The sequence below is a fragment of the Streptomyces sp. YGL11-2 genome, from assembly GCF_050054615.1.
Lineage (GTDB): Bacteria > Actinomycetota > Actinomycetes > Streptomycetales > Streptomycetaceae > Streptomyces.
In genome coordinates this window covers 88877-106711 of sequence record NZ_JBNHIN010000027.1, presented here as the reverse complement: position 1 = coordinate 106711, position 17835 = coordinate 88877, and the positions used below count along the sequence as shown (strand labels likewise).

General features: G+C 70.6%; 15 protein-coding genes. 6 read left to right on the top strand and 9 right to left on the bottom strand.

Annotation, left to right across the window (positions count from 1 at the left end):
* Positions 1-622: 622 nt before the first annotated feature.
* A complete protein-coding gene (locus ACO1BR_RS27425; RefSeq protein ID WP_426797774.1) occupies positions 623-1189 on the top strand; it encodes a CHAP domain-containing protein in 567 nt (188 codons plus the stop codon).
* A gap of 421 nt (positions 1190-1610) precedes the next feature.
* Here ACO1BR_RS27425 and ACO1BR_RS27420 read toward each other — a convergent pair whose 3' ends face one another.
* The 7 genes from ACO1BR_RS27420 to ACO1BR_RS27390 all read right to left on the bottom strand — a co-directional run bounded on the left by ACO1BR_RS27420 (position 1611) and on the right by ACO1BR_RS27390 (position 8484).
* Complete coding sequence (locus ACO1BR_RS27420) at positions 1611-1817, bottom strand: hypothetical protein (RefSeq protein ID WP_426797773.1); 207 nt, start codon at positions 1815-1817, stop codon at positions 1611-1613.
* A 448-nt stretch (positions 1818-2265) separates the two neighbouring features.
* Positions 2266-3192 (bottom strand): ketopantoate reductase family protein, encoded by a 927-nt coding sequence (locus ACO1BR_RS27415; RefSeq protein WP_426797772.1) that lies wholly within the window; start codon positions 3190-3192, stop codon positions 2266-2268.
* Positions 3193-3404: 212 nt separating this feature from the next.
* On the bottom strand, positions 3405-4073 hold the full coding sequence (locus ACO1BR_RS27410; protein WP_426797787.1) for a YczE/YyaS/YitT family protein: 669 nt from the start codon (positions 4071-4073) through the stop codon (positions 3405-3407).
* A 139-nt stretch (positions 4074-4212) separates the two neighbouring features.
* Positions 4213-5493, bottom strand: coding sequence for a pyridoxal phosphate-dependent aminotransferase (locus tag ACO1BR_RS27405; protein WP_426797771.1), 1281 nt, complete (start codon positions 5491-5493; stop codon positions 4213-4215).
* Between the two features lie 32 nt (positions 5494-5525).
* Positions 5526-6287: a hypothetical protein gene (locus ACO1BR_RS27400; RefSeq protein WP_426797770.1), complete on the bottom strand. Its 762-nt coding sequence runs from the start codon at positions 6285-6287 to the stop codon at positions 5526-5528.
* A gap of 714 nt (positions 6288-7001) precedes the next feature.
* Positions 7002-7574 carry a YbhB/YbcL family Raf kinase inhibitor-like protein gene (locus tag ACO1BR_RS27395; protein WP_426797769.1) on the bottom strand — a complete coding sequence of 191 codons (573 nt, stop codon included), beginning with the start codon at positions 7572-7574 and terminating at the stop codon, positions 7002-7004.
* A gap of 34 nt (positions 7575-7608) precedes the next feature.
* Positions 7609-8484 (bottom strand): alpha/beta hydrolase family esterase, encoded by an 876-nt coding sequence (locus tag ACO1BR_RS27390; RefSeq protein WP_426797768.1) that lies wholly within the window; start codon positions 8482-8484, stop codon positions 7609-7611.
* Between the two features lie 65 nt (positions 8485-8549).
* Here ACO1BR_RS27390 and ACO1BR_RS27385 point away from each other — a divergent pair, with 65 nt between their 5' ends.
* Complete coding sequence (locus ACO1BR_RS27385) at positions 8550-9014, top strand: MarR family winged helix-turn-helix transcriptional regulator (protein ID WP_426797767.1); 465 nt, start codon at positions 8550-8552, stop codon at positions 9012-9014.
* A gap of 374 nt (positions 9015-9388) precedes the next feature.
* Positions 9389-10987: a phosphodiester glycosidase family protein gene (locus ACO1BR_RS27380; RefSeq protein ID WP_426797766.1), complete on the top strand. Its 1599-nt coding sequence runs from the start codon at positions 9389-9391 to the stop codon at positions 10985-10987.
* Positions 10988-11192: 205 nt separating this feature from the next.
* Here the strand turns inward: ACO1BR_RS27380 and ACO1BR_RS27375 are convergent, their stop codons facing one another.
* Positions 11193-11990: a CAP domain-containing protein gene (locus ACO1BR_RS27375; protein WP_426797786.1), complete on the bottom strand. Its 798-nt coding sequence runs from the start codon at positions 11988-11990 to the stop codon at positions 11193-11195.
* 614 nt (positions 11991-12604) lie between these two features.
* Positions 12605-14932 carry a helix-turn-helix domain-containing protein gene (locus tag ACO1BR_RS27370; protein ID WP_426797765.1) on the bottom strand — a complete coding sequence of 776 codons (2328 nt, stop codon included), beginning with the start codon at positions 14930-14932 and terminating at the stop codon, positions 12605-12607.
* 162 nt (positions 14933-15094) lie between these two features.
* Between ACO1BR_RS27370 and ACO1BR_RS27365 the strand changes: the two genes are divergently transcribed.
* The 3 genes from ACO1BR_RS27365 (at position 15095) to ACO1BR_RS27355 (ending at position 17792) form a co-directional block, all read left to right on the top strand.
* Positions 15095-16165, top strand: a complete 1071-nt coding sequence (locus ACO1BR_RS27365; protein WP_426797764.1) for a BTAD domain-containing putative transcriptional regulator — start codon at positions 15095-15097, stop codon at positions 16163-16165.
* Positions 16162-16887 (top strand): DUF6585 family protein, encoded by a 726-nt coding sequence (locus ACO1BR_RS27360; protein ID WP_426797763.1) that lies wholly within the window; start codon positions 16162-16164, stop codon positions 16885-16887. Before ACO1BR_RS27365 ends, ACO1BR_RS27360 begins: the two co-directional genes overlap by 4 nt.
* A gap of 149 nt (positions 16888-17036) precedes the next feature.
* Positions 17037-17792 carry a PE-PPE domain-containing protein gene (locus ACO1BR_RS27355; RefSeq protein WP_426797762.1) on the top strand — a complete coding sequence of 252 codons (756 nt, stop codon included), beginning with the start codon at positions 17037-17039 and terminating at the stop codon, positions 17790-17792.
* Positions 17793-17835 lie beyond the last annotated feature (43 nt).

Here is a 17835-nt window from a genome sequence, read left to right as displayed (position 1 = left end):
TGCCTGAGCCCCACCACCGCGGCGCCTACGGCCACCACCAGCCATCTCCGGCCCCTCGACCACGCCCACCGCGCTGACGATGCCGAAACCCGCATCCACCACATTCCTCACAGCCCCGTCCCACGAGGACGACTGGCGGCTGACGCAGTGGTTCCCCCTGCTCGTCTCGTCCTGTCGCCGCGAGCACCCGTTGTGCGGTTCCTGGCACCGCCCGACCGCCCGACCGCCCGACCGCGCACGCGTCACGCGGCAGTGAGCCCAGGCCGTTGTCTGCGGGGTGGAAACGGTCTGCCAGGACGTCGGGGTGTTGATGCCGGATGGGGGCTGGCAGCGGAGAGGTGAGGAGGGGCGGGACAGGGCGCTGCGGGAGCTGTACGCCGCCAACGAGCGGGCCCTGCCCTGCACTTCGGCTGGGTGCCTGCATCCCGGACCGGCGGGCGCAGTCTCTTCATGGCTATTCCATCGAGTGTTCCTACCGTCCTGTCAGACGTGCTCGCGGTGCGCAAGTACCGGGACGCGCACTGCCGTTCGGCAGTGGGAGAAGCAGGCCCGGCCGGCGGCCGGTCACCGGCGTCGGCGCACCGCGATGACGTCCGATCCAGTTGAAGCAGAGAGGAGAATCATGACATCCCGGAAGACGCGTCACGCGATCGTCAGGAACATGGTGGCAGCAGCCCTGGCGGTACCGGCCCTCATGCTGGCCTCAGGCACGGCGTCGGCCACCACCGACGACATCGTCAGGGTCGCCAACGCGAATCTCGACCACCATGCCTGTGACACGAACAGCGTGGGCGGGCAAGGGTACAACTCCAGTTGCACGGGTGCCGGTGGCTCCCCGGAGAACTGGTGCGCCGACTTCGCGGCGTGGGTCTGGGCGCAGGCGGGCTACAACGTCAACGGATTGACTCCGGCGGCCGGAAGCTTCGGACAGTACGGTGCCGGACTGCACCCGGATCCCCACGTCGGTGACGCGGTCGTCTTCAACTACAACGGCAGCGGACAGGCCGATCACGTAGCCATCGTCACGGCGGTCAACGGCGACGGGACCATCGAGAGCATAGGCGGCAACGAGGTCAGCAACGATCCCGCAAGCGCCTCCGCTCACCACGACGGCCCCTACAGCGGCGCGGTGGGCGACAGCTCGTACTGGCACATGTCGATCAGCGGTTACGTCTCACCCACCAACTAGCCCCGACGTCTCATGGCGGTTCGCCGGTTCGTCCGGCGGGCCGCTTTGGCGTGTGGCGTGGTGGTGGGCACGCCGCGGGCCTGGTTGTCGCCCCAGCTCCCGTCCCCGCCCCTTCGGGCACTGTGGGTCGATTCGGGGCGCTGCGCTGCTTCGCCCCGCCGTGTCGTTGCCCGGCGGGGCGAAGTGGGCCGAAGCGGCTGATGTGGGCCCGGGTCGGCTCACCCCGTGGCGGGAACCGGTCTGTGCGCTCTTCTTCGGCGCGCAACGGTCCCGGTTCGTCCCGGCCTCGGATCGCCGAACTCCCCTACGGCAGCGAAGACTTGTCAGCTACCCCATACGATCAGACAGGAAGCTGAGTTTCCCCCTGGCGGCCCGGGTGGTTCGAGAGCCCGGTGACCGAGCACCACGCGAAAGCCGTGCCTCAGAGCGCGATCGGGCCCAGGGGGATGTCCGACACGGTGATGCCGACGGACTTGATGGAGCCTTCCAGGGTCGGCACGCCACCGGGGCCCTGGGTGACCTTGGCGGTCAGGCCGTCCAGGGTGCCGCCGACGGAGAGACCACCGGCGATGCCGTCGAGGTCGGCGTCGGCTATCTCGCGGGTCTCGATCGGAGAGGTGTTGCTCATGAGGATGAGCGTCCTTTCTTGTCTGGGAGTGGGTCGCAATGCATAACGCACGCACTGCAGCGGGAACCCTTGACACGAGTCCCGCCATGAGCCTGAGCAAATCACGCTCGCGCGGGGCGTGGTGGATCAAACGCCACAGCCTTCACGTGCTGTACACATCAACTCTGGAAGCGGAAGGCCGGCGTCAGGCCCGAACCCTGAACCGACCGAAGGGGACCGGGTCGGGTGGGGACCTTTCGTGTGGGGTCCACCGGCGGGAGCAGGGCGAACTCACCCTGGGGCGGCCTCCCGGACCGTTCCCCATGGCGGAGCGCGTACCCGTGCTGTCTGCGCCCCTACCGGTGTCATGTGGCGAGGCGGTGACCAACGTGGCGATCTCACACGGGAGTTCCAGCCGCTGGTGGAGTGCGCCCATCGCCTTGTGCTGAGGGCGGACCGAGACGTCTTCTCAGTCCGTCGGCGTTCCGAGGGTGTAGGGGGCGAGAATGTCGGCGACGGTCTGGTTGCGGGGCGCTGCGATGCCCAGTTCGGCGGCCAGGTCGGCAACGCCGCCGCTGAGCCAGGGAAGTTCCAGGCGGTTGCCGCGTTCGAGGTCGTGGTGCATGGAGGAGGTCATCTCCGGGGGCAGGGTGTCGATGAAGCCGAGCCGGTCGTCGGGGAACGTCTCGTCCAGTGCGATGCCGGATGCCCGGGCCACGGCCACCGTCTCGGCCATGATGTCGCGGAGCAGGGCGCGGGTGCGCGGGTTGTCCCGGATGGTGCCGATAGGCCGGCGCACGGCGGCGGTGGTGGCGGACAGCCCGACCAGGAAGACGAACTTCTGCCAGATCACCCGGGCGATGTCGGCGCTGATCTCGGCCTCGACGCCGGCGGCGCGGCAGGCGGCGAGCAGATCCTCCGCGAGGGGCCGCCGGTCGGGGTGGTACGGGCCGAAGACCATCTTCTGGAGCGTGCCGGTGTGGGTGACGACGCCGGGTTCCTCGATGTGGGCGGAGATGAAGCAGGCGCCGCCGAGGATGTTCCGCTCGGGGAGGTGGCGGCGCAGCACGGTGTCCTTGTGCACCCCGTTCTGCAGGGACAGTACGGCCGTCCCCTGGTCGGCCAGGGTGCCGAGCTGCGCGGCGGCCTCCTCGGTGTCCCAGAGCTTGACCGCGAGGAGGACCAGGTCGGTGGGGCCCAGTTCGCCGACGCCCGCCACCGCACGCGCGGGTGGCGTGCGGACGTCACCCAGCGGGCTGCGGACCAGCAGTCCGCGGCGCTGTAGGGCTTCGAGGTGCCGGCCGCGGGCGACGAAGGTGACGTCCGCGCCCGCGGCCGCCAGGCGGGCGCCGAAGTACCCGCCGACGCCGCCCGCGCCGAGAACTGCGATACGCACGGTGGTGCTCCTTCCTGTGGGCGGGTGCCCCGCCCGGTACGAAACGGTGTGGGCGCCGGTCTCGCGGTGACCGGGGTGCGGGAGGCGGTCGCGCCGCACGGCGGCGGGTGGCCTCGGGCGGGCACGGGTGGCCGGTGGGCCGGGGTCGGGTGTCGCACCGCCGCGCACGCGAACCGGGCCCTTTCCGGGCAGTTGTGCCAACCCGGCGCAGACTACCGCCGGATGCGCTTGCCGATCACGGGCCCCGCCGTCTCCACGGAGTGTTCGGCGGTCCGCCGGTAGGCGAACCAGGGCAGGAAGAGCTGGGTGACCGGGCCGACCATCAGGGCGTACAGCACCGTGCCGACGCCCACGCTCCCGCCGAGGAGCCAGCCCACGCCGAGCACGGTGATCTCGATCAGGGTGCGGACGAGCCGGATGGAGCGCCCGGTCGCGGCGGATGTGCCGGTCATCAGTCCGTCCCGGGGGCCGGGGCCGAAGCGCGCCCCGACATAGACCGCGACCGACAGGCCGTTGAGCACCACACACGCGATGAGCAGGCCGACCCGGGCCGCGAGCCCGAGGTGCTGAGGGATGAGGGAGAGGCCCAGGTCGGACGAGGATCCCACGACGATGATGTTGGCGACGGTGCCCAACGTCGGCTTCTGCTTGAGGGGGATCCACAGCAGGAGCACGAGAACGCCGAGGAGCGCACTGATCATGCCGAAGCTCAGGGGAGTGTGGTGCTCCAGCCCCTCGTAGAGGACGCTCCAGGGGTTGACGCCCAGAGAGGTGCGCACCATGGCCGAGAGGCTGAACCCGTACAGGGCGAGCCCGACGAGCAGTTGGGGAAAGCGCCGCAGCGGACGCTCACCGAGGGGGACGTAGCTGAGGGGCGGCAGGGGCGGGCGCGTGCGGGACGCGGCCCGCCCCTCGTCGCGTTCCTCCTGGCGGCGCCGGAGCCTGTGCTTGTAGATGTCGGTGATCTCCTGCTCCACTCCAGTCGCCTCCGGTGGGTGTGCCTGCCTGCGTCACTGCGTGTCAGGTCTCCAGGCGGCTCAGGGCCTGCCTGATCCGTCTGCCGGCTTCGCTCAGGAGCGCACCCGTCCGGCCGCAGTTGATCCGTACGAAGTGGTCCAGGGGCTCGCCCTCCGCGAAGTGGTTGCCGCAGATCGTGGCGACCTTCGCCTCGTCCAGCAGGAACCGGTCGGCGGTGCGGTGGCCCCGCTTTCCGTAGGCATCGGCGAAGGCCGAGAAGTCGACGAAGAGGAAGTACCCTCCCTGCGGGACGTTGATCCGCAACGAGGGGACCGCGTCGAGTTCCCGCACCATGGCGTCGAGATTGTGGCGCGCGGTCCTCGCTCTGGAGGTCGCCACCTCGTCCATCTCCGGCCGCAGCGCGATATGCGTGGCGACCTGGCCGTAAGTGGAGGCGAACGAGGTGAGGTTGACCTGTGCGCGTGCGGACGCCTCCACGATGTCCGGTGGACCGCAGAGATAGCCGATCCGGTCGCCGTGCATGCCGTAGGTCTTGCCCGGGCCGGTCACGGCCACCGTCCACGGCCGCATGGAGCAGTGGCCGCCGTCGGGGAGCCGGACGTCGATGGCGGCGAACGTCTTGGCGCGCGGCCCCATGACATGAGCCTCGTAAGGAGTGTCGAACAGGACGTGGACCGGGCTCTCACCGCCGGCCTCGCGCCGCAGGTTGTGCCGGGCGATGATCCCGGCCAGCGCCGACAGCTCCTCGGTCGAGTAGACCTTGCCCGTCGGGTTGATGCAGTCGCCCAGGACGACGATCTTGGTTCGCTGCGAGAGCGCGTCTTCGAGAGCCGGCGCCGTCAAGCCGTCGTCCGCCGTGACCCGGACGGTTTTCGGGACGGCCTCGTGCAGTCGCACCATGTCGGCGTAGTGCGGCCAGTTGGGCACCGGAATGACGACCTCGTCGCCTGGATTCAGCAGCGCGTGGAACGCCACCGAAATCGAACCCTTCACACCGCCCGGAGTGACCATGACTTCACTGTCCGGGTCGTAGGTGATTCCGTGGAGGCGAGCCACCCGCGCGGCGACGGACTCCAGGAGGAACGGAAATCCCTTGATGGGCGCGAACGCGTGAATCGTGTCGGAGCGAGTCTGCACGAACTCGACGACACCGCGGTCGATCCGGGGATCGGTGGGTGTGTCCAGTGCGCCGATACTGAGATCGATGATCCGCTCGTGCCCGGCGAGACCGCGATTGAGTGCCGCGAGCTTCGCCGCGGTCCCGTGAGTAGCTGATTCCGGTATCCGCAGGATGGCATCGGAGATGCCGCGATTCTTCTGCACGATGGTAGGTGCCGCCTTTCCCGCTGCGGAATTCAACTCGTGGCCACGGCCTTGTACATCGCGTTCCACATGTCCAGTTGGATGTTGAGGGTCTCGGTCGCCGCATAGGAGATCTCGGCGACCTCCGCATCGGTGTGGCAGTTGTTCAGAACGCACTTCTTCGCGTCGGCGGCGTGGCGTTCCTCGACGCCCTCGTCGCCGACGTGGACGTTGAAGTAGATCTCGACGCTGTCCACGAACTCGGCCGCGGGCAGCTCCTTCCGGTTGTTGCGGAATGCCGTACGGCAGACCTGCAGCATCTTGTCGGCGTGCGACTCCAGGGCCATCGCCACACCCAGCATCCGGTGGTAGTTGCTGCTCAGCAGCTCCAGGGTGCGCTCGCGGTAGGCCACCGTCTCGGGGATGACCAGGTCGCTGTCCCGCGCCTCCCGCACGAGCAGCGTCGGCAGGCCGAACTCGGTCCGGCCGTAGAGGTTGTGGGAGTTCTCCATCAGCAGCTCGTGGCAGTGCGCCGCCTCGCCGTTGCCGGTCTCCTCGTTGAGGATATGGGAGAACAGGACCAGCGTGTCGCGGTCGTCGTGGGCCGCTGCCTGGGCGCAGACGTAGGCGATGCCTTTGACCGTGCCCTCGGTCCGGTGGAAGAAGTTGGCGCGGTGGAAGTCGTATGCCCGGTCGGTCCACGGTGTGTTTTCGAGGTACGCGAAGTAGTCGTTGCCGTAGACGCGGTGCTCGTCCAAGTCCTCTATGAGCGCGGTGACTTGGTCGTGGAGTCGGACTTCGGTGGAGTTCGTCATCTCGCTGCTACCCCCTGTGTACGCAGGTGTTGAACGGCGGCCCGCAAGATTTCCGGGCGGGCCCGCGATCCACTGGATGAATGTCTTACCGAAGCCGTGGGTCGGGTGAGTCACGCGCTCACCATCAGAAGCCGTTTCGGACGGCGGCCATGGCCTCTCGTCTTACCTCTCGCCTTACGAAGGCAGCCGGGATCGATCCCTACAAAGTTCCCCTTCGGTAAGCCGCGAGGGCCACTTCGGCTCGGTCGATATCCACGGTGACGTAGCGACCGTAACCGAGAACAGGTCACAACCGGCCAGATGCGGAATTCCGCCTGCGTGGGAACACGTCCGCCGGGTCGGAGAGATGAACCGGATGCCGACTCGCGTGCGTGAACTGCGGTATTGCGGCAGGTCACACCAGAAAAATCCGGCCGGGTTTGCAGATCCGGACGCCGAATGGCCGGTAGTTTACCGGCCGGTTCGTCGCCGGCTCAGGGAAAAGATACTCCGGGTCCGGGAATTCCGGTCGGGCGACCCGGTCCCTGCGCTCTTTCTCGTCCGGGCGGCGCGGTCGCGCGCACGACCCGGTGAGCAATACCGACAGTCGGCCCCGCCGAGGAGCGAAGGTTGGCCACGCCGGGACGCCGGGACGCCGGCCGCCGGCCGCCAGCCGCCAGCCGCCGGCCGCCGGCCGCCAGCCGCCGGCCGCCGGCCGCCCGGCGTCCCGGCGGCTCAGGCGCGTTCGTAGAAGCCGTCGAGACGACCGCGGGCGAGGACGTCACCGGCGGCGGCCAGTACGTCGCGTGGCCTCGCGGCGTCCAGGGGGGCGCCGCTCGATCCCGCGGTGACCTGTGTGGCGAGGGCGAAGAGCTGGAACACGTACCGGTGCGGGCCGTGGCCCTTGATCGGCGCTGGCCCCAAGTAGCCGCGGCCCGCGCCCGAACGCAGTGGGCGTACGCCGTCGGAGGGGTTCGCGGCGTCGAGTGCCCCTTGGGGGAGTCCGGTCACCGAGGGATCGAGCAGGGCGACGCAGTGGACGAACGGCGCCGGGGTGGGTGCATCGGGATCCTCGACGACCAGCAGCAGTTGCGCGGTGGCGTCAGGTGCCGGAGACCAGGTCAAGGCCGGCGACAGATCCCTGCCGCCGACTCGCTTCGCGGCGTGGACGGTGGGGATCGTGGCCTCCTCGTCGAGGTCCGGGCTGCTCAGCGCCAGGGTGGTCTCGCCGCCCAGGTTCGGTGCGTTCCAGGCGAGGCCCGCTTGGCCCGCTCGTCGGTTCTTCAGCAACTTACCAAGCACTGCCATGGGTTTCTCCTTGTCGGGGACGGCGCGGGGCGGGTCACAGTCGCCGGGCGCCGGCGGGTACGAGAAGGGGCTCGGCGAAGCGGCAGATCTCCTCGGCCGCGTCGCATTCCTGGGTGGACGGCTCGGACCAGTCCGGCGCGGCGGGTGCGCCCGGCCAGGCGTGGCCGCCGCCGATCACCGTCCAGGCAACGACCCGGGTTCCGCCGACGCCGCCGTCAGCCGCGGTGCGGCGGGAGAATTCGGTGGTGCGCGTACGGCCCGGTCCCGGCGGGCATCGGTCGACGGCGCGCCAGCGCTCGGCCGTCTCCCGGAGCGACAGCGTCCGGCCCCGCAGCTCCCCGTTGGGCCCACGGTGCCGGGAGTACCCGCCCTCGATCGGTGAGTACCTGTCGGCCGTGCCGTGGATCAGCATCGCCGACACCGCGTGGGTCGGTTGCAGCTCGCGCAGCGCCGCGGGCAGCCCGCCGGCGACGGCCGCCAGCACCGCGACCTGAGCACTCGCCTGCAGTGCGAAGCGGTGCGCCATGAAGGCGCCGTTGGAGACTCCCGCCACGACGGTCCGGTCGGGCGAGGTGCCGTACCGTGCGGCCGACCAGTCGACGATCGCGCGAAGAAAGGCGACGTCGTCCACGCCCGCCTCGTCGGCCGTGGTGACACCGCGGCCGTCCGACCAGCACCCCTTGTGGCCGTCCGGGTAGGCGACCGCGAAACCCCACGTATCCGCCTGCTTGTCGAACGTGGTCCACTCGCGCATCATCCATCCGCCGGCTTGCGGATGGTTGCCGTGCAGCGCCAGCACGAGCGGCGCCTGCCGGCCGTCCGGCACCCCTCGCGGCAGCCGGATCGTGAAGCTGCGCCGCCTCCCGCCGATCGTCAGTTCACCGGCCACCGGCTCGCCCTCGCTCACCATGAGCCCACTTCCCCTTGAAGCCATATGCGCAACCAAACTGCGCAGTGGTGCTGTACTTTAGCGGCATGGGAGAAGACGCGGCAGCCATCGGCACGAAGGCGACCACCGGACAGGACGCCGCGGCCATCGCCGATGAACTCCAGTTCCTGGTCGGCGCGTTGGTCCGGCAGCAGAGGGCGGTATCGCCGGCTCGCGAAGTGACACTGTCACAGGTCTCGATCCTCAAACGGCTCGACCGCGAGGGGCCGCACACCGTCGCCGACCTGTCCCGGCTGGACAAGATCACTCACCAGTCGGTCACGGTCTCCGCGGCCGGCCTGGTCGACCGAGGACTCGTACGGCGCGTCCCGGATCCCCACGACCGGCGACGCAAGCTGCTCCTCATCACACACGAGGGCAAGCGCCTGCTGAGCGAACGCCGGGGCGCCGGCCACGAAAACCTCACCGATGCGATCGCCGGCCGCCTCAGCTGCGCCGAACGGACGGAACTCGGCAGAGCGCTCACGCTGGTCCGCCGACTCCTCGACTGACGGCCGGGGCCTCTTCCGCCTGGCCGTTCGAGATGGCCCGGAGTCGGCCCCCGGGTTGGCTGCGGAGCTGCTCGACGGCCTGGGCCGTCTTCTCGTCCGCGGGAAGGAAGACGACCAACCGCTGTGCATCCGAGGAGAGTTCGCGTGACGCGCGAAGCAGCCGAGGTTCGCACCCGGAGGGGTGGTTGAGCGGCGGGCGGTCCGCCATGGGCGTCGGCCAGGGCGACGGTACGGTCGAGCGTTCACCGCCGCGTCGCCCGGCTGCCATGCGACGGAAGGGGAAACCTCCCGTCCACACGTTTCGATCGGCCTCGCGGAGCCGATACGAAGGCCCGTAACGGTTGGCACCTTCCCCCGGCAGGAGTGTGGATCCCTTGGGCAGCAAGAAGGCCAGGCGTGTCTGGGCAGGCGCGGGCGCCGCGGTCGTGGTGGCGGTGGTCGCCGCCACCGGGGCGAACGGGACGGCTCAGGCCGGCACACCGGCCGGTGCACGGTGGTCGACCACGTCGACGCAGAAGCCGGCCCCGGGTGTGCAGGTGCGCACCATGACCCTTCAGAACGCGGCCGCCGCGCCGTCCTGGACGGTCACTGTCCAGGCAGCGGCCACCAGTCGGCTGACCGGCGCCGCGACCTGGGCCGAGGTGGGTGCGAAGCCCTGGGCCGACACCACCGCCCGGCGGCTGACCGCGAGCGGTTTCCGGCCCCGCGTCGCCGCCGTCCGCTGGCCGGACTACAGCGACACCCCGCACGGCGTGATGGGCCTGCGGGTGCGGGTGGGGTCGTATGCCACCCAGGCGGCGGCGCAGCGCGCGGCCGGTTCGATCGCGGCCACCGGGTTCCACACCACCGTCACGTGGACCGGCTACGACGCCGACGAGCCGGCCGCCGGTGAGACCGTGCACGTCGCGGTCATCGACCCGCGCGCCTTCACCGGACGTGTCCAGGCGACCCACGACGGCAGGGTCGCGCAGCGCGAGACGACCTCCTCGGTCGCCGGGAAGCTGAGGTCCCTGGTCGCGGTCAACGGCGGGTTCTTCGTCACCGCCGACTCCGAGGGCGTGCAGGGCACGCAGTCCGGGCTGGGTGCCTACGGCGGCAGGCTCGAATCGCTGTCCGCCGGCGCCCGGGCCGCACTCGTCCTCCAGGACGGCGGACGGCACGACCGGGTGGCCGACGTCACCACCACCGTCACCGCCCGCTCCGGCAGGGCCACCTACCCGGTGCAGGGCGTCAACCGCGTGCCCGGCACCGTCCAGGACTGCGGGCGCCCCGGCGCCTCACCCAGCGACCTCCCCTGGCAGGACGTCACCTGCCACGAGTCCGACGACTTGGTCCTGCTCACGCCCGAGTTCGGCGCGGCACCGCCGACCGGAGCCGGGACCCAGGTGGTCATCGACGCCGCGGGCCGCGTGGTGTCGGTCGGCGTACGCGGCGGCAGCGTCCCGGCGCACGGCGCGGTGCTGCAGGGCATCGGCGCCGCCGGGGACTGGTTGACGGCCCACGCCAGGCCGGGACACCCCCTCGCCATCACGAAGGACATCCGCGACACGACCGGCCGACGGATCGCGCTCGGCCCGCACGACAGCATCGTCAGCGCCGCTCCGACCCTGGTGAAGGGCGGCCGGATCAGCATCGACGCGGCCACCGAGGGCGTCGTCGACCCCGCCGACCTCTCCTTCGGCTACACCTGGGCGAACGTCCGCCAGCCGCGCACCATGGCCGGGATCGACGCCCGAGGACGGCTCCTCCTGGTCACCGTGGACGGCCGGCAGAAGGGCGGCAGCGCAGGCTTCACCCTCGCCGAGGGTGCGGCGTTCATGCGCTCGCTCGGCGCCGTACAGGCCCTCAACCTGGACGGCGGCGGCTCGACGGCCATGGCCGTGAACGGCCGGCTCGTCAACCTCCCCTCGGACGCCACGGGGGAACGCGCGGTCGGTGACACCGTCCAGGTGCTGCCCTCTCCGCACCACTGACGGGTACGCCGCCCCGGGGCATGCTCCGGCCTCCCGACCGACGCCGCCCGGTGCCGCGCGGCCCCCGCCTGCTCATCGCGCGCGACCGAGCGGCGGTGGCCGGCAGCGCCGGGCGGAAGCGCCCACCCTGCTTGCGCTGTCCCGCTATGCCCGCAATATTCGTAATATTCGTGAATCGGCGACAACTTCCGTCACCGCGGTGCGGCTACTGGGCGGCGCCGAAGTCCTGTGTCCAGTAGCTGCCGGGCTGTGCGAGGCCGACGCCGATGTTCCTGAACGAGCAGTCGAGAATGTTGCGCTTGTGGCCGGGGCTGGACATCCAGCCCGCCATCACGCTCTCCGGGGTGTCGTNTGTCCAGTAGCTGCCGGGCTGTGCGAGGCCGACGCCGATGTTCCTGAACGAGCAGTCGAGAATGTTGCGCTTGTGGCCGGGGCTGGACATCCAGCCCGCCATCACGCTCTCCGGGGTGTCGTACCCGTAGGCGACGTTCTCGCCGTAACTGCTCCAGCTGTAGCCGGCGTTCGTGATCCGGGCGCCCGGATCCGACCCATCGGATCCGGTATGCGACATATTGCCGTGGTCCGCCATGTCCTTACTGTGGGCCTGAGCGGCGTTCGTCAGCTTTGCGTTGAGGGTGAGTGGTGAGCAGCCGACCTTGGCGCGTTCCTGGTTGACGAGTTGCACCACGCGGGCCGCGATGCCGGAGGCCGGAGCCGCGACGACCGCGGGAGCCTTCGGGGCTGCGGTGGGCGCCGCAAAGGTCGGCGCCGTGGGGAGCGCCCTGGGCGTCGTCGGCGCCTTCGGCTCCGTCGTTCTCTTCGGAGCCGTCGGTGTCTTCGATGCCTTCGGCGCTACCGTGCGCTGCGGTGCTGCGGACGTCGCCGTGGGGCTCGCGGTGGGTTCCGGGCTCCCGTCGCCCTGCGTCGGCCGCTGCTGGAACGCGGAGGCGCTGCTCTCGTGCCGGCGAGCCGCCCCGTCGGACTGTCCGCCCCGGCAGGCCATGGCGATGGAAGGGACGCCCACGGCGGTGACGGCGAGGGCGACGAGGCTTATCCGCCGGTAGTTCCTCTTCTTGCGGTGCTTCGTCATGCGTGACCTCACTCGCTCACTGCGGATCGCCATCGGGTGGCTGGTTCTGCCTACCCGCGTCTGAGCAGGGCAGCTGTCTCACCGGCCGCCATTCTGGGAAAGCCCCCGCATCCGAGGCAACGAGCATGTCTACTAGCCGCCCTAGTAGGTACTGCGCCCCTTGTCGGGGGCGGGTGGACGTGCTGCCCGGTTCCCCGCGCATTCCGTACGAGCCTGTTGTGCCGTCAGAATCGACTTCTACGGCAATCGGCGGGCAAAAGGATCAGGGGGATCGGCGATCGCCCCGTGCTGTGGACGCCATTGACGGACCAAGGCGGACAAAGCCTTATTTGTCGCTGCGGGAGGATCTACTAAGCGGGGTAGTTGTGGCGTGCGTGGGTGTGACGCATGTCATGAGTGGGGTGTGAAAGCGGATAGGGGAGGCCAAGCTGCCCCTTTGCGGACTTCACGGGCTTTACCGGCTTTGCGGTCATGGTCGCCGTCTACGGTCAGGTCCGTGCGACGCCTTCCCCCTCCTCCTCCTTGAGTCACTCCGCACGACCGGGGCGACCACGCGTCGCCCGGTAGTCGCGGGCGAGGTGGTGTTGGAGGCGGGCGTGGCGGAACTGGTAGACCGCGCCGGCCTGGCGCAGCACGCCCCGCTGGTAGGCGTCTTCGAGGAAGGCGACGACGGACCAGGGCAGCCGGCCGGTCAGTGGCAGCCAGATCCGGGCGAAGACCGCCCACTGGCCCCAGGCGGTCAGGCTGAGTGCGTAACCGAGGCCGCCGCCGAGGCCGCTGATGACGCCGAGCTTGATCGCGGACGGGACGTTCCAGACGAGCGGGCCGAGGATCGCCGACATCGGCTCGAACACGATCTCGGATCCGAAGCCGACCAGGAGCCCGAAAGTGGGGCCCCATACGAGGAACTGCGTGGCCACGGTCCGGAAGTTGGTGCGCAGGAGGTCGACCGGATTGACGGCGGACCGGATGTCGAGGGGGGTTTCCAGCAGGGTCAGGAGGCCGAAGGTGGGGCCGGCTCCCAGCGCGAAGACCATGCCGTAGAGGATGCCGTCGCCGAGGCCGACACCCAGGCTGGTCGCGAGGCCGACGTGATGGACGACGCCGTTGAGCACGCCGCGTACGAAGCCGTAGCCACAGCCGAAGACGAGACCGCACAGCACCCCGATCATGAGGCGGGGCAGCGGTCTGCGCATGGTCTTCCCTGCCCGGCCGAACAACTTCATGCGTACTCCCGTGGGCTCCACCGCCGCGTCCTTGGCCGCGACCATGAACCAGTACGTGATCCCGAACAGGAGCCCGGAGAGGAGCCCTGCCACCACCCCGTCCGCGAGTTGGAAGCCGAGGGAGTCGAAGAGGGCGCCGACGACGCAGTCGATGAGCCCGATGGCCAGGCAGATCACCAGCGCGGTCGTCAGGGTGCGGGTGGGGCGGCGGATTCCGCAACCCAGGCGCCACCACTCCAGGTTGGGGGTGTCGAGCCGGGTCAGATGGTGGGCGAGGTAGCCGAGCCAGTACTGGGCACGCTCCGGGTCGACGGCACGGCGGCTGCCGGGGCGGTTCTCGGGCCGGGGGCGGTAGACGGTGGCGGTGAAGTTGTGGAGGAGATGGTCCTCCAGGTCCTCGGGGCTGGAGAACCGCCGGGTGTCCAGGAGCGCGGCCGGGTCGTTGTCGGGGGTGTCGCTGTAGACGGCGCGGGCGAGCGTGACCATCAGCGGAGTGGTCAGCACCGCGGTGAGGTTGGCACCGGCCCGGCTGTCCGGCCGTTCGCGCAGCTCACTCAGCACGGGGTCCCAGGCCGTCGCCGCGGGGTCCCCGCCACGGGCCTTGCGCGCGGTGCGCGGCAGATAGGCGGCCAGGTCGCCGAGGGTCAGATCGGTCACCTCCACCGCGGCGGCGGAGGTGAGCACGTCGGTCTCCGCCACCGCGGCGGCGTACTCGGACGGACGGCTCGTCAGCAGCAGCGGAAGGGTGGTGGCGTTGAGCGCCTCCAGCGCGGGACGGCGCAGGCCGCCGGCGATCTCGTCGAAGCCGTCGAGGACCGGGAGCACCCCGCCGGTCTCGACCAGCGCGGCGGCCAGGTTCGACCCACCGGGTCCCGGGGCGGCAAGACCGGGGTGGTCCCGGGTCAGTTGCGCGGTCAGCCAGTCCCGGAACGTGACGGCGGTGGGGTCCCACGAACCGATGCTGAAGATCACCGGTACCGCCTCGGTGCGGGCCCTCGACTTCAGATGGTCCAGCACGAACCGCACGGCGAGGATCGTCTTGCCGGAGCCGGACCGGCCCAGCACCACCAGCCGCCCGGACGGGATCCGCCGGTACACGCCCACGATCTCGTCCAGCCGCCCGCTCAGGTCCAGCGGGCCGCGCGTGTCCCCGGCGGGCAGGCGGCGGATGTTGGCCCAGTGGTCGGTGAGTTCCTCGCGAACCTGTCGCCAGCACACCGGCAGGGGGTAGGGGTCGTGGACCTGCCGCTGCTCCTCCTCGCGCTGCCAGCGGGCGGCCACCGCCTGCGCGAGCTGCTCGGCGACGTCGACCAGGGTTTCGCGCACCACCGGCACCGGCAGTTCCGTGGCCGGTTCGCCATGGCCGGTCGATTCGCCCGGGTCGTCCGGCGGGTCCCCGTCCCCGCTCCGGCGGATGGCGGCCGCCAAGAGCTCCTCGCGTTCCTCCGGCGCCAGACCGAGGGCGTTGGCGAGCAGCCGCACAGTGGTCACCCTGGGGTCGGCGCGCTCGCCGGTCTCCAGGCCGCGGACGGTACGAACGCCCACACCGGCGCGCTCGGCCAGGGCCTCCTGGGTCATCCCCGCCTTCTGCCGCAGCCGCCGTAGCAGCGGGCTCAGCTCATTGGTCACGGTCACCGTCTACCCCCCGAACACGTCTCTTTCCCCAGGTGAGGGACTCTAGCGCGGCCACCGGCCGGATACGGCCGGTCTCCTGGCCTGTCCGCTGACCGGTACCGCGACCAGCATCGACGGCATCTGCCAGACCGCCCAGTACGGAGCCCGGAGAGCCCGATGCCGACGACCGCCACCACCGGCCCATCGACCGCCACCACACTCACACTTCAGGAACGCGAGGTGCTCTACGCGGTCGGCTGCGGCCTGCGGGACACCGAGATCGCCTCCGTGCTCGCCATCCCCAAGGACACCGTGGCCGGACACCTCGCGCGGATCCTCACCAAACTCGCACTGCGCGACCGGGCCGCCGCCATCGTCCACGCCTTCGACTGCGGCCTGGTCGTCCCCGGCCACGGCCCCCGCAAACCGGCGGCAGGCCCGGTGTCGCGGACCGCCGTCCGCCGTGTGCGCGAACCGCAGTTGCGGATCTCCGTGCTCGGACCGCTGCAGGCACGGCGCGGCGGACAGCCCGTGGACCTGGGGCATCTGCGCCAGCAAGCGGTACTGGCCGCGCTGGTGCTGTGCCCGGACCGGACGGTCAGTCAGCAGGAACTGCTCGACGGAGTGTGGGGAATGGAGCCGCCGACCACGAAGGTGGTTCCGGTGTACGTGTACCGGCTGCGCAAGGTCCTGCGCGCCGGGGACAGCACGGACCCGGTGATCCGGCGCGACCGCTGCGGCTACCGGATGACGCCCGGCGCGGTCGAGGTGGACGTGGTGCGCATGGAGGAGCTGGTCACCGCCGCCGGGACCGCCGAACGAGCCGGCGACCTGGCAGAGGCGGTCCGATGCTGCTCGCAGGCGCTGGACCTGTTCCGCGGGGAGCTGCTGGCCGGCCTGCCCGGACCGTTCGCCGAACTGGAGCGGCTGCGGCTCACCGAGCGCAGGATCGCCCTCGTGCAACGCAAGCTGGACTGGCAGCTGAGGCTGGGCCAGCACGCCGAGGCGATCGCCGAACTGCGCGCCCTGGCCGTGGCCCAGCCCCTGAACGAACCGGTCGCCGCGATGCTGATGCGCGCGCTGTACCGCAGCGGCCGGCAGGTCGACGCGTTGACCGTTTTCGACCGCACCCGCCGGCGTCTGGCCGACGACCTGGGGGTGCCGCCGGGACAGCTGCTGCGGCGCACGCACCAGATGATCCTGCGGGGGCAGGACACCGGCCTCGACCTCACCCGCACTGCGCCGTGACCCGACGGAAGCCGGGCACACGCGGTGACGAGCTGCTGCTGGCGAGGATCTCCGCAGCGGCCGGCCGCGAGCACATCGGCAAGAGACATGCCACCTACGCGGTGATCGCGCACACCCACCGCACGGCTGCCGTGCCGGTCCGGCTGGTCCGGCGCCTGCGGGCCTTCGTCCGGTACGGCCGGCCGTCCGTGCCGAAGGGGAGCGCGGACGCACGGTTGGACCTGTACGAGCGCGGGTTGACCATCGCCGTCAAGGGGCGGATCCACGTCGTCCGCTACGACACCACCTCGGTGTTCCAGCTGAGCACCCGGCACCCGCCCGACGCGTCCCACGGCGCCGCCGCGCGCAGCTACCTGCTCGTCGATGCCAAGGGGGAGCGGGTCGTGCTGCGGGGCAGGCCGGAGGTCGGCGACGCGGAGGAATGGGGGCCGGAGATCCGGCGGGCGGTCATCCACGCCCAACTGCCCTGGTCCTGGGCCGCGCTCGGCAAGGGCGGACGGCTCACCTTCGGGGACGTCTGGCTGACCGAGGAGGAGGTCGGGTCCGGAGGGATGTCCGCCCGGTGGCCGCAGGTGCGGCGGATCGAGCTGGAGAACGATGCCATCAGGCTCCATATCAACGGTAATTGGCACACTCTGGGGCCAACGGTCTCCCACATCCCGAACGTCTTCGTCTTCTTCCTCCTCGCCGAGCGCCTGCGCGCGGGCGGTCGGCGCTCATGACGACGGGCCACCCCTGCGGGACTCCGCCGACGCATGCAGGGACTTCATCGGCGCAGGCATGCGTTTCATCGCCATTCCAACGGCCGGGGCTAACGTCACGGCCGACCACAGCAGTTGCGCACGAACTCGACTCGGGGAGAAGCAGGGAAATGACCTTGTCCAGCAGGTGGAAGAAGGCGGTCGGCGGGGCCGGCGCGGCGGCAGCCATGGTGGCCCTCACCGCCGTGACGCCCACCGTCGCCCACGCCGCCCCGGTGCATCACTACTACCTGGAGGTCGGCGGCACGGGCTCGGCGGCGCCCGCGCCCGACTGCACCTCCACCTACGGATTCGCCAACAAGCACCTCAACGGCGGCATTCCGGTGCCCGTCTGCTACCCGGCGAGCGCCGGCCCCTGGCTCAACGGCCACAACGTCCCGGACCCCAGCGCGCCGAGCTACGACGCCAGCGTGCGCGAGGGATACCGCAATCTGCTGACCGCCGCCGAGAACACCTACCACCGCGACCCGGGCGCCCGCTTCACGATCGTCGGCTACTCCCAAGGCGCGCAGGTGGCCGACCAGGTGCTCCAGAAGATCGCCGGGGGCGGCACGGACATCCCCCGCTCGCAGGTGAACGGCATGCTGTACGCCGACCCCATGCAGCCCGGCACGGGCATCGGGGCGCGGGTTCCCCAGGGGTGGAGCGCGTTGGGGTTCACCTCGCCCGGCGCCGGTCCGGCGACGTTCGACGGCGTCCCGGTGCACCGCTTCTGCATCCGCACCGACCTGGCGTGCGACGCCACGTCGATCCAGTCGCTCCCCGGCTTCCTGACCCAGCACCCCAAGTACTGGCAGGACGGCAACGTCATGGTGCAGACCATCGGCCACGACGGCGGTGACGGGGTCACCTGGTACAACCCCTGATCGCTCTTCAGGCGGCCCCGTAACCGTGGGGGGTGCGGGGCAA